General features: G+C 36.4%; 11 protein-coding genes. 9 read left to right on the top strand and 2 right to left on the bottom strand.

Features of this window, described 5'->3' with window-relative positions; all coding sequences use genetic code 11:
- Window positions 1-26: 26 nt before the first annotated feature.
- Window positions 27-851 (bottom strand): Uma2 family endonuclease, encoded by an 825-nt coding sequence (locus tag ACLLO5_RS12575; RefSeq protein WP_413175792.1) that lies wholly within the window; start codon window positions 849-851, stop codon window positions 27-29.
- A gap of 357 nt (window positions 852-1,208) precedes the next feature.
- On the opposite strand from ACLLO5_RS12575, the gene ACLLO5_RS12570 reads away from it, so the two are divergent.
- The 9 genes from ACLLO5_RS12570 to ACLLO5_RS12530 all read left to right on the top strand — a co-directional run bounded on the left by ACLLO5_RS12570 (window position 1,209) and on the right by ACLLO5_RS12530 (window position 11,230).
- The gene (locus ACLLO5_RS12570) at window positions 1,209-2,057 is read left to right on the top strand and encodes an alpha/beta fold hydrolase (protein WP_413175791.1); all 849 of its coding nucleotides are present in this window, start codon (window positions 1,209-1,211) and stop codon (window positions 2,055-2,057) included.
- Between the two features lie 365 nt (window positions 2,058-2,422).
- Window positions 2,423-2,827, top strand: coding sequence for a hypothetical protein (locus tag ACLLO5_RS12565; RefSeq protein ID WP_413175790.1), 405 nt, complete (start codon window positions 2,423-2,425; stop codon window positions 2,825-2,827).
- 120 nt (window positions 2,828-2,947) lie between these two features.
- Window positions 2,948-3,541: a protoporphyrinogen oxidase HemJ gene (gene hemJ / locus ACLLO5_RS12560; protein ID WP_413175789.1), complete on the top strand. Its 594-nt coding sequence runs from the start codon at window positions 2,948-2,950 to the stop codon at window positions 3,539-3,541.
- A 241-nt stretch (window positions 3,542-3,782) separates the two neighbouring features.
- Window positions 3,783-4,643, top strand: a complete 861-nt coding sequence (locus tag ACLLO5_RS12555; protein WP_413175788.1) for a DUF6671 family protein — start codon at window positions 3,783-3,785, stop codon at window positions 4,641-4,643.
- Window positions 4,644-5,380: 737 nt separating this feature from the next.
- Window positions 5,381-6,730 carry a magnesium transporter gene (gene mgtE, locus ACLLO5_RS12550; RefSeq protein WP_413175787.1) on the top strand — a complete coding sequence of 450 codons (1,350 nt, stop codon included), beginning with the start codon at window positions 5,381-5,383 and terminating at the stop codon, window positions 6,728-6,730.
- A 92-nt stretch (window positions 6,731-6,822) separates the two neighbouring features.
- Window positions 6,823-7,818 carry an aspartate carbamoyltransferase catalytic subunit gene (locus tag ACLLO5_RS12545; RefSeq protein WP_413175786.1) on the top strand — a complete coding sequence of 332 codons (996 nt, stop codon included), beginning with the start codon at window positions 6,823-6,825 and terminating at the stop codon, window positions 7,816-7,818.
- Window position 7,819: 1 nt separating this feature from the next.
- Window positions 7,820-8,839 (top strand): ADP-ribosylglycohydrolase family protein, encoded by a 1,020-nt coding sequence (locus ACLLO5_RS12540; RefSeq protein WP_413175785.1) that lies wholly within the window; start codon window positions 7,820-7,822, stop codon window positions 8,837-8,839.
- Window positions 8,840-9,250: 411 nt separating this feature from the next.
- Window positions 9,251-10,183: a hypothetical protein gene (locus ACLLO5_RS12535; RefSeq protein WP_413175784.1), complete on the top strand. Its 933-nt coding sequence runs from the start codon at window positions 9,251-9,253 to the stop codon at window positions 10,181-10,183.
- A 54-nt stretch (window positions 10,184-10,237) separates the two neighbouring features.
- A complete protein-coding gene (locus ACLLO5_RS12530; protein WP_413175783.1) occupies window positions 10,238-11,230 on the top strand; it encodes a pentapeptide repeat-containing protein in 993 nt (330 codons plus the stop codon).
- Window positions 11,231-11,276: 46 nt separating this feature from the next.
- Here ACLLO5_RS12530 and ACLLO5_RS12525 read toward each other — a convergent pair whose 3' ends face one another.
- Window positions 11,277-12,617 (bottom strand): TldD/PmbA family protein, encoded by a 1,341-nt coding sequence (locus ACLLO5_RS12525; protein ID WP_413175782.1) that lies wholly within the window; start codon window positions 12,615-12,617, stop codon window positions 11,277-11,279.
- Between the last annotated feature and the right edge of the window lie 78 nt (window positions 12,618-12,695).

Raw genomic sequence — 12,695 nt, 5'->3', positions numbered from 1 at the left:
TACATCCTAGCAATGTGCTACCTGCATTAATAATCAAGTTCATCAGGATTAACGCCTAATTGACGCAACCTTTGAGCTAGTATTTCCGCTTTTCTTTGTGCTTGAGTTGCTTCTTGTTCAGCAACAATAGCTCTTTCTTTAGCAGCAGCAGTTGCTTCCATAGCAGCGGCAACTTCTTCTGTAGGTTCAGGAATTAATTCTCCATCAAGAGTAAACCACCTTAACCACAACTTAGAAATACCACGAAATGAACCTTGCCATAATCCTAAACTTAAACCTAATTCTGGCATTGGTAAAAGTCCGTCAATTAAATTCATTGGTTCATAATGACCACCAACTAAATGAAATGCGCGGAGTTCATTGGTATAACGACTAAAAACAATGTAGTAAGGAATCCGCAAAATGCGTTCATAAACTTCCCATTTTGTGGGAGGTTTATCTTTTTGACTTTGCTTGTTACCTAAATCTTCATCTTCTGTGCCAGGAGATAATAATTCCACTACCACAAAAGGATTTACTGGTTCTTGCCAAGTCACATAACTTAAACGTAAATCGTGACCTTTGTATAACCTAGAAACACCAACTACACCAAACCAATCTGGCCGTTTATACCATAAAGGATGCTCAAGATCGTAGTAAAGATTTAAGTCAGCAGCACTATAAACCAATTCTGGAAGCCAGTTTATAGGTTGAAAAGTTAGGTATAAAAGTAATGGTTGTAAAAAATGAAATTCGTCTGGCAAACCTGGTTCCTCTGGGTTCTCACTAGGTAAATCATACATTGTGGGTAGACTCTCCCAAGGAGGAAGGGGAGGATCTGATTGAGAAGTTAGGGGAGGGGATAAAGTCATAGATAAGTCATAGATAAATTAATAGATGAAATATCTGTTCAATCACTTAAAAACACAATTTCTTTATTTAATCCTGTAAATCCTCAAATTCTGAACATCATTTATTTCTTAATTTTGACTTCCCGAAGGGTGTCCAGGATATCCTGATTCTGACCAAAAATATTTAAATAATTTATGATAGTTCTTCCTTATCAAGATTTAGCATATCAGGTTTTCGGATAGAAGTCAACGGGAATCTCTCTTATAATGCGAGATTTTTTGTAAAAATTCTCTTCCCCATTTATAGGATGATAAAAGAGAATTCAGTAATTAAGGCATCTGTGCGGTGCTGTTGCATTTTCAGGATAGGAAAATAGAGTGGCAATTCAAGAACATAAAATAACAGTAAATTCATTAGAATGGTTTTATCGGGAAGCTGAACCGATTGGTCAAAGTGACTTATTACCAGTGGTATTGCTACACGGCATAGTTTCCCAAAGTTATAGCTGGAGAAATATTATACCAGCATTGGCGGCACAAGGAACAAGAGCGATCGCACCAGATTGGATTGGTTATGGCTTTTCTGGTAAACCGGAAAAACAGGATTTTGCTTACACTTCCGACGCATTTATCAAGGCTTTAGATGATTTCATTCAAGCCATAAAAATAGAACGTTTTTCCTTAGTTGTGCAAGGATATTTAGGTTCAGTTGGTTTACAATATGCCTTGCGTCATCCTGACAAAATAGCCAACATAGCGATTTTAAATACTCCCATTTCCACATCTGCTAAACTACCTTGGAAAATTCAACAAATGGGTTTACCATTAGCAGGTGAAGTCATGACTCAAGACCCATTATTAGTGGATAGAACCTTAGAAGGTGGTTGTCGCTATCGCATCGAAGATAAAGATTTAGATATTTATAGAAAACCTTTTTTGAAAAGTTCTTCATCCGGTCGCAGTCTGCTTTGGACAATTAGAAATTTACAACTTGACAAAGCGATGACAGAAATAGAAACAGGATTTAAAGAATGGCAGAAACCAATTTTATTACAATGGGGAATGATTGACCCTTGGTTATCTGTAGATATGGCTGAAAGTTTTGTGAAATCTGTACCTGATGTTGACATAATCAAACTGAATAATGTGGGACATTATCCCCAAGAACATTATCATGAGGTGATTTTACAAGACCTGTTACCCTTTGTGCGTCGTAATAGCAGGTGACAGGTGACAGGTGACAGGTGACAGGTGACAGAAATAATTGATATCTCGTTCCCATACAAAATATGGGAATGAATTCAATAAAGCACTAACTTCTATTAAATCAGATGCAAAGCTTCTATAGAAGCATTCCCATCTGGAAACTAGGAACGAGATATCTAGCAGGTGACAGGGAACAAGTGAAAAAAATGAACAGTCTTTTATTATCTGGGTTTTGTTATTAGTTGATGTTTTAAGCGTCTTGTCCATTGCTATGAAAATAGAACAATAATAGTCTGTTTATGATGCAGCAATCAATTTTGATAGCTTTGAAATTAACAAGTTTAACTTGGAGTTTTGTTGGTATAACCATATTGTCAGAACCTGTGATGTCTGGTGAACCAATTATTGATAGAAATTGCCGATTTCATGAGAGAAAAAGAGAAACTTTTAAAAATATCACACCTCAAAATAGAGGAATTATCTGGTTGACTAAGCAATTTAAAATCAACAATCAACGCTACTATTTACAAGTGTTGAAATTTCCTGATTCTACAGGAGTTTTTTGTATGGGAATTGCTAATAAAGACCTCCCAAAAAAATTAATAAACTCGGAACTTATTCAAAATAAGCTGATTGAAAAAGTTGAACAAGATACTAATCAACCAAGCGATTATATAGTGACGGTTAAAGGAAGTAAAAATAAAAATATTTTAAGAACTATCTATAGATTAAACCTGAGTAACCCCCAGCAGCCAAAATTAACCCCAATACTGAGAGTATACAAACGTTAAAGCTTTGTTACAAAAATTCACAATTTTTAACCTAATCTGTATCCTTGTCAACAATTGCCGTAACCTGATAATAAGAGTAAATGCAATCATCTGTAAATTGATTAAGGTAGGTTAGGATTCATGGCTTATTCATGGTTTAAAGCCTTTCACATTATCGGCTTTGTGGTTTGGTTTGCAGGGTTATTTTACCTAGTGCGTTTGTTTATCTACCATGTCGAAGCGAACCAAGAACCAGAACCAGCAAAAACGATACTGAAAAACCAGTATCAAATTATGGAAAAGCGTCTCTACCATATTATCACCATTCCCGGAATGATAGTCACGGTAGCGATGGCCATTGGTATTATTTCCACCAACCCAGACTTGTTAAAAGAAACTTGGTTACATTTTAAATTAGGGTTTGTGGGTATCTTACTTATCTATCATCATTATTGTGGTAGGTTGATGAAACAGTTAGCCGCAGATGAATGTAAGTGGAGTGGACAACATTTGCGGGCTTTAAATGAAGCACCGACATTGTTGTTAGTTGTAATTGTGATGTTGGCTATTTTCAAGAATAATCTACCCACAGATATTACAGCTTGGCTAATTTTTGGTTTGGTGATTTTCATGGCTGTGAGTATTCAGATGTATGCCAAAATCCGCAGACGGAATAAAGAGAAGATGATGGCAGAAATGAATCAAGTTAATCAAATCCCTCAAGCACAAAGTTAGTAGAAAGCAGGGGACACAGGAGACTGTATTTTGTAGGATGGGTAGAGCAAATGCAAAACCCATCAAATAAATATTGTTTGTTGAGTTTTGATGTTCATAAATAACCCACCAGCAACTTATCTTTCTAACCGCAGAATAAACCAATATCTTTATAACTTTGCTGTCTTGCGCTGTTGCTTAACCCAACATACAATTTTCTCAATACCAAAAGCATTGCTATTATCAGGGAGTCTCAACTGCAATGACAAAGCAATTATTTAACAACCGTGTGGCTGTGCTTGCAACCATGCACCATAAAGAAAAGGTAATTGCGCCATTATTAGAGCAGGAATTGGGAATTAAAGTTATTATACCACAAGATTTAGATACAGATGCTTTTGGTACATTTACTAGGGATATTAAACGCCCAGATGCACAAATTGCTACTGCGAAACTAAAAGCTGTGAAGGCTTTAGAAATAGCAGGGGAAACTATATCTATAGCTAGTGAAGGTAGTTTTGCGCCTCATCCCGGTTTTCCTTATATTTATGCTAATAGAGAAGTTGTTGTTTTTTTAGATATAGAAAACGAATTAGAAATTATTGGCGAAGTATTTTCCACTGATACAAACTTTAATCATCAGGTTGTTAATAATTTACAAGCTGCCGAAGAATTTGCTGTCAAAGTTGGGTTTCCTGAACATGGTTTAGTGATTTGGTTTGAAAATTCAAATTCTCAAAGTCCAGAAATTATTAAAGGTATTACTACAAAAGAACGATTACAAGAATCTGTCAATTTGGCTTTAAATAATGCCGTAGATGGAAAGCTGCATATAGAAACAGATATGCGGGCGCTTTATAATCCGACGCGGATGAAGAATATAGAGAAAGCTACCCAAGATTTGCTGAATAAAATTAATAGTTACTGTCCTCAATGTTCTACACCTGGGTTCAGTATAGCTGAAAAAATCAAAGGTTTACCCTGTGAAATTTGTCATCAACCTACTTTTTTGACTATGGCGGTAATTTATGAATGTCGAAAATGTAATTTTAGGGAAAAAAAGTTATATCCTGAAGGTAAAAGGTTTGCAGATACTGGACTATGTAACTATTGTAATCCTTAGATAAAAAAGAGAATTCTACAATTGATAATTGATTTAATAAAGCCCCCTCTTGAACGGTTAATGACAAGAGGAGGTTTGGAGCTAAAGTCCGGTAGGGTAATCGGGCTATTTAATATTTAATATTGATTAGCTATTTCTCCAGTCCTCCTTTAGGTAGATAAATTTTTAGCTATTATTATATGTTGGTATAATTGAATAAAAAAAAATCCCTCGATTTCAAATATCAACGAGAGATTGTGGTATTAAAGTTCGTCAGGTGATCGGAATATTTAATTATTTAGTATTTATTGTATGTATGTTGATTCCTCCATTAGATAGATAAATAATTCTTAACCAGTTGAAAATCGTATATTAAACTACTTAAGATAAATTTGATGGAAAATAAAGGACAATTTTTAAGATAAAATTGCGTATAAGTTGATATTTTTATTCTAGAGAAAATTTTTAGGTTGATTGACTTGACACAGAGTTTGACAGTAGTAAAATCTTGTACCATGAACACACTTCAGCAGACTGTATGCTAGTGTGAATTGTTACCAATAATAGATTAAGATGAGGGTTCTATCCTATCAGCCCATTCCGGGTTAGGATTGTAGGTTAGCAACGCTTTGATTAAATATCAATATTGAGTTTTTAAGATTTTATGGACAAAAGTCCACCAGATGGCAGTAGTATCCTCCTCAACGCTTAGGCGAGATTGTCTCCCAGCGTGGGGGAGACATTAGGAGATGTTGATTATGCTCACACAAGATGTTCGCAATTTGTTGGATATTGCCGACTTAAATCAATTGAAATGTGATTTAAATCGTTTGCAACCGGTAGATGTAGGAGAGTATATTTCGGAATTGCCTGAAAAACAAAGGGCGATCGCATTTCGGGTACTGAATAAAACTCAGGCCATAGATGTGTTTGAGTATTTACCCACAGAAATACAGGAAGAACTGATTCACTCTCTCCACGATGTCCAGGTGGTGCAACTGGTGGAGGAAATGAGTCCTGATGAAAGGGCAGAATTGTTTGATGAGTTACCAGCAGGGGTAGTCAAACGGCTATTACAACAACTTAGTAACGAACAAAGACAAGCTACTGCAACGATTCTTGGCTATCCTGAAGGGACTGCTGGGAGGGTAATGACTACGGAATATGTCCGGTTGAGACGGGGATTAACTGTGGGTGAAGCTTTAAGTAAAATCCGCTTGCAAGATGAAGATAAGGAAACAATTTACTATGCGTATGTTACAGATGATAATCGCACTTTAGTGAGTGTTGTGTCTTTGCGGCAGCTATTATTTACTTTTCCCGAAGTTTTAATTAAAGATATTGCCAGTTCCCACGTTGTCAAAGTGAGAACAGAAACCTCACAGGAAGAGGTGGCCAGAATTATGCAACGTTATGATTTAATTGCGATTCCTGTAGTTGACAGAGAAGATCGATTAGTGGGAATTATTACTATTGATGATGTCATTGACATTTTAGAAGAAGAAGCCACAGAAGATATTCAAAAATTGGCAGGTGTAAGTGGTGATGAAGAAGCTTTATCTCCTCCTTTGGTAACGATTCGCAAACGCTTGCCATGGTTGTTAGCGATTATGGGATTATATATTGGTGCTGCTAGTGCGATCGCACCTTTTCAACAAGTAATTGCTGCTGTACCAGTTCTAGCCGTAATTATGCCCATATTTTCTAACACAGGTGGAACTGTGGGTATTCAAGCCTTAACCGTGACTATTCGTAGTTTAGGTGTAGGTGAAGTCACACCCGAAGATACATTAAAAATCCTCCGCAAAGAACTTTTAGCCGGATTAGGTACAGCTATTGCGTTATGTATAACTATGATGTTACTTTCCTTAATTTGGGCTAAACCCCAAGAACGGTGGGTAGCATTAATTGCAGGAACAGTGATGGCAACTAATACAATGGTTGCTGTCACCCTGGGAACTTTATTACCAATGGGTCTAAAAAGGTTAAAGCTAGATCCTGCATTGGTGAGTGGTCCATTAGTGACAACAATGTTAGATACCATTGGCTTTTTAACCTTCCTCAGTATGATTTCCATTGCTTTAAAGGTATTCCACTTCCAAGCTTAATAAGTGAGTAATTGGTGATTAGCAATTATGAATTTCTCCTTATTACTGATTCACAATTACATAAAATCGGAAATCTCAAATTCAAAGTCTTTATGTCTACTACCACCTGGACTCGTCATCATATTTTAACACTCGCTGATTTCACAACTAGCGAATATAACGCTGTTTTACAGACCGCTGCTTCATTTCAAGAAGTATTATCACGCCGAACCAAAAAAGTCCCAACTCTACAGGGACAAGTGGTAGCAAACTTATTTTTTGAACCTTCAACGCGCACCCGTAGTAGTTTTGAGATAGCTGCTAAACGCTTAAGTGCAGACACATTAAATTTTGCTGCGGCTACATCTTCCATGACCAAGGGAGAAACCATTCTGGATACAGCAAAGACCTATTTAGCCATGGGAACAGATATTATGGTAATTCGCCATAAAGAAGCAGGAGTACCCCATGCGATCGCCCAAGAAATGGATCGTTTAGGTGTAAAAGTCAGCGTCCTCAACGCAGGTGATGGACAACATGAACATCCATCCCAAGGATTACTAGATTTATTTACAATTTGTAGTCTAATTGACCATGAAAAACCTAGAATAGAACTATTACAAGGCAAAAAAATTGCCATTGTTGGCGATATTCTTCATTCTCGCGTAGCCCGTTCTAATATTTGGAGTTTAATTGCCAGTGGTGCAGAAGTACATCTAGCCGCACCTCCCACATTACTACCTAAATTTTTTGCTGAATATTTAGGATGCACAGAAAACTCTCAGCGTTTATTTACCCATTGGCAACTAGAACCAGCCTTAGAAAACGCCGATTTTGTCATGACATTGCGTTTACAAAAAGAACGTATGACAGCGCATCTATTACCCAGCTTAAGAGAATATCATCAACTATTTGGCATTACCCGCAGCAAACTGAAATTATGTAAACCCAACGTTAAAGTTTTGCATCCAGGCCCCGTGAATCGGGGTGTAGAAATTAGTTCTGATTTAATGGATGATCCCGAATTTAGCTTAATTCAATCTCAAGTAACAAGTGGTGTCGCTGTACGAATGGCACTTTTGTATTTCATTGGTAGTGGAAGGGCTTAATATGGATCCCATAATTGCTGATAAAATTCGAGGAGTTTTATTTGGTCAAGCCATTGGTGACGCACTGGGATTTGGAACAGAGTTTCTATCTCGTTCTGAAGTAAAATTTACATACCCTCATGGATTAACAGAATACTCACAAATTAGATATTTTTCGAGAATTACTAATAAATTTGAACAACTTGAAGATTGGAGATGGCAACCAGGAGACTGGACTGATGATACAGACCAAATGCTTTGTATTCTTGATAGTTTATTAACCCATCAACAAGTTGATATTCAAGATATTGCCACTCGGTTTCAAAATTGGGCAATCACAGATGGTTTTGGAATTGGTGGTACAGTTTATAAAATTGTCAATGATCCAGAATTTTTATTAGCTCCTCATCGGATAGCAGAAGAATATTGGGAGTCTAAAAATCGCCAAACAGCAGCCAATGGTGGAGTAATGCGAACTTCAGTATTAGGTATTTGGGAATATTTTAACCAAGAAAAAGTTCGTATTAACGCTGAGAATATATGCAAAATTACCCATGCTGACCCCAGGTGTATAGGTTCTTGTATAGCAGTCTCTTTAGCAATTAGTCACCTACTACAAAGTGTAGAAGATATAAATTTATTGGTTGACCAAATAGAATATGATGTCAAGTCATTCCATCCAGAAATAGAGGATTATTTTGCAAAAGCTAAAGCAGATTCCTTAGATTATTTAGACTTAGACGAAGGCTTGAATGCTAACGAGAGTTATAGTTTAAGTTACACATTAAAAACTTTGGGTGCTGGTTTTTGGGCTTTACTTCATGCTGCCAATTTTAGAGAAGGTATTACCGCCATTATTCAAGAAGGAGGAGATGCAGATACAAATGCTGCTGTCGCAGGTGCGCTGCTAGGGGCAAGATTTGGTTATCAAGAAATTGAGTCTAATTTGATAGAGGGATTAATTTACAAACAGGAGTTAGAAGCAAGAGCCAAAGATTTAATTAAACTCATTGATATAACAATTCTCAACTCAACCAGATAATTACAGCATTTTCACTGAGATTTCATCCCCATACTTAAGGGTTATTACGGTTAAACACAAAAAGTGAAGAAGGGTGTTGATTTAATCAAAAAAATTTTATTTACTCCCTACACCCTAATACCGCAAGGCAAAGCTAAAAATCTTATGGAATAAAGTTTTCGTCTATTTTAAATGATTGCTCTATTTACGCCAGACTGTACTAATCTTAGTAAGAAAAAAAGAAAAGATCCTTAACCTGATAAACATCACACCGATTGAAAAATTTTCTATTATTCACCGAAAAGTATTACAGCCAGATGAAAATCAGCTTCTCCCATTATTACTGAACCAAAATAAAACTTTTGTTACCCAATGGAATGCAAATCCAGCTATAATTTATTTCTAGCTGATACATTTCCCGGAGACCTACTGATGAACTCTCTATCTAGCCTTGATGAAGTAGCCCAAGATTTAGAACAAGATCCAAACTCCAAACGCATTAAAAAATTAATATTCTGTGCTTGTAAAAATATTTGGGCAAATGATCAAGAAATGCTAGATAGATATACATTCAAAGAATTAATTCAAGAATTATGCAGCTTAAATCCAAATAGAGAATACTTAAATTATACTTTATCTCAAATTGTCAACAGCCTTAATAAACCAGCCGAATATGCTATCATTGCTAGTATTATTTTGAATAAAATAGATAAATTATATCTGGCAATTAGTAAACCTACAGAAACCATCTTCAATCAATCTGATCAACAGGAATCCACAGAAATTATATCACATCAACCTCAGCAACAAATATCATCCAATAACAATTACATAGACCAATCAATCAACTATCAAATCAAATATGAATATAATCAATTTGATTTACGACAAAATATTATGGCATATACCAACCCTCTGAGGGCTAAAATTGTTATATTCTCTGCACTATATCATAGATTTACTTTTAAAACAGAAGACTGGTTAAAACTCCGAGCCATAGAACTGGATAGTTTATTAGAGAAATTATTTGATTCTTGTTCAACAATCATAGAACTTGAATTGAAAATAAATAACAGTGTAATTTCTTTAGGAAATCAAGATGAAAATGCTCAAACAGCCAGTACAATTATCCGATTCATGAAAAGCTTTTATAGCAATGTTTCAAACACTGCAAAGCAATATCAACAAATTAATAGCTATTCATTTCCAGGAACTCAATCATTGATTAATGATCTTCATCAACCCACACTGACTGATATGGATGATATATATGAAAATGATGTAGATGATAATAATAATACCTGTCAACTGATATTACCACCTACACCAGATATGCTCAAGAAAAAAACTAATGACACTTTCTGATCATTGTTCAGCATGGATTTTTAGAAAAATTATAGTAATTACAAACAGAAAAATATGGATGCCAATGAACTTCTAAAACGGTATGCAGATGGAGAAACAAAATTTACCGAAGCCAACTTAAATGGCGTAAATCTTTTTGATGCAGACTTGATTGGCATAACCTTGAATAAAGCCGATTTGAGTAATGCAATCCTAATTTTTACCTATCTAAGTCGGGCAATTCTGAATAAAGCAAATCTGATTTCTACAAACCTTAGTGGTGCAAACTTAAATCAGGCTAGTTTAATCAGTGCCAATTTGCATGATGCCGATTTGCATGGAGCAAGTTTACAAGGTACAGATTTGCGTAATGCCAATTTAACATTAGCAGATATGCTAGATGCTAACTTAATGAATGCGGATTTGCGTGGTGCCGATTTAAGCGGTGCTAACCTCACAGGTGCGTGCTTGCGTGGTGCTAACCTGCGGGAAGAAAAGAGGATTTACTGTGCCATTCTCCGCGGTACTAAACTACATAAAGCTGACTTGCGGGGTGCTGATTTGACTGGTGCAGATTTATCTAAAGTTGATTTAAGTGGTGCTAACTTAAGCGAGTCAAGCTTGCGGGGTGCTGATTTGCATGGTGCTAATCTGAGTGGAGCAATTTTATACAATGCGTCTTTAAGCGATACTAATTTGAGTGGTGCTAATCTTAACGGTGCTAATTTAATGAATGCTAGGTTGGAAAGATCAAACCTCAGTGAAGCCGAACTTATAGATACTAATTTACAAGGTGCAATTATGGCAGATACTAAACTAACTAGAGCCAATATGAGTAGAGCAAATTTGAGTTCTGCCCGGTTAAGTAGAGCAGATTTAAGTAGGGCTAACCTACGGGAAGCTAACCTTACAGAAGCAGATTTAGTAGATGCTTATCTTGCTAGAACCAACTTAACTAATGCTAATTTAAGTAATGCAAATTTGATCAGAGCAGAAATTAGTAGTGCAAATTTGATGGATACAAATTTGAGTGGTGCAGTAATGCCTGATGGCACAGTTCACTATTAACGTGGTAATGGGTAATTGGTGGGCATTGCCCACCAACAGCTTATCTTTACTCTCCAGTAATAGAAAGTTCACTCACCCAAACTCTAGGACAAACTCCTCCTGGTGTTAATTCTGCTTCTTTCTCTACATAAACAATTGATTTCAAAACTTCCAAGAAATCACCAGCTACTGTTGCCGATTCGATACTAATTCTCTGACCTTTGTTAACTAACCAACCATCAAAAGGCAAAGAAAACGAACCTTGTAAAGCCTTAACACCCGCATGGAGAGCTTGTAAATCATCAATTAAAATCACATTTTCCGCAGTTTCTAAGCTTAATTCTTGTTCAGGTGTACCTGCGGCAAAAACATGATAAAAATTTGGACCCACGCTCACCTTAGCACCAATACTTGCATTACCTGTAGGTTGGGCATTTAACCTTTTAGCTGTTCCCGCACTATGGAGAAAACTGGTTAAAACGCCTTTTTCTATTAACTTTACCTGACGGGTAGGAGTACCTTCACCATCAAAACTTTCTGCACCAATATTAGCGGGATGTAGGGCATCATCATAAACGGAAAGTAAGGGTGAAGCAATTTCTTTACCGATATCATCAGCCTTGGATAAACTTTGATTATCAAGAATACTTTGGGCATTAAATAAGTTAGAAAATGCACCCAATAAACTCAAGAAAGCTTCAGCAGAGAAAACTACTCGATATTTACCAGTTTTGATTTTTTCATAATTCAAATGGCTGATAGTTTTATCGGCAGTTTCTTTGACACAACCAGCAATATCTAAATCAGCTAAATTTTCTTTAATTCGATAAGCACCAGCACTGCGAGGTTTTTTACCTTCTTCTTCAGTTTTGCTATAAAGATAGACGGAAGCTAGGGAATGAGACTCTGTTCTTAAAGCACCTTCACTGTTGAGATAAAAGCGGTCAATATCTCTTTGTGCCAAACCATTATAAGGAACTCCTTTAATGGCAGGATGAGCCGCTAATAGTTCTTTTTCTGCTACTAATAGTTTTTCAATCAGTTCAGAAACAGGTGCTTGAGGGGCTTTTTCTTTGGTGGTTTTTTCGATGGGAATAGTCGCTTCTGGACTAAATTCTGGGACATTTTCTTTTACACCAAAAAAACTTGCTTCGTAAGCAGTTTGTAAAGCTAATTCTAATCCTTTGGGATCTACATCTGTGGTGCTAGTGACACCCATTGTATTTTCTTCATTCCAAACCCGAACTGTGACACCGGAACGATTTGAAGCTTTTACTTGTTTGGGTTCCCCTTGGTCAACTTGAACGCTGGTGTCGTCTACTGTTGAACCGTAAATATCAAATTTTTGAATGCCTAATTTGGCGGCATTTTGTTGGGCGTAAGTTGCGATTTCTTGGATGTTAGACATGATTCAATTAATTTCTGATTTTTGACCGCAGATGGACGCAGATAAACGCAGATGATATGAATGGTTTATCTGTGTGCA

The sequence above is a fragment of the Anabaena azotica SJ-1 genome, assembly GCF_047275885.1.
Classification (GTDB): Bacteria; Cyanobacteriota; Cyanobacteriia; order Cyanobacteriales; family Nostocaceae; genus Trichormus_B; species Trichormus_B azotica_A.
This window is presented reverse-complemented; position numbering and strand designations above follow the sequence as displayed.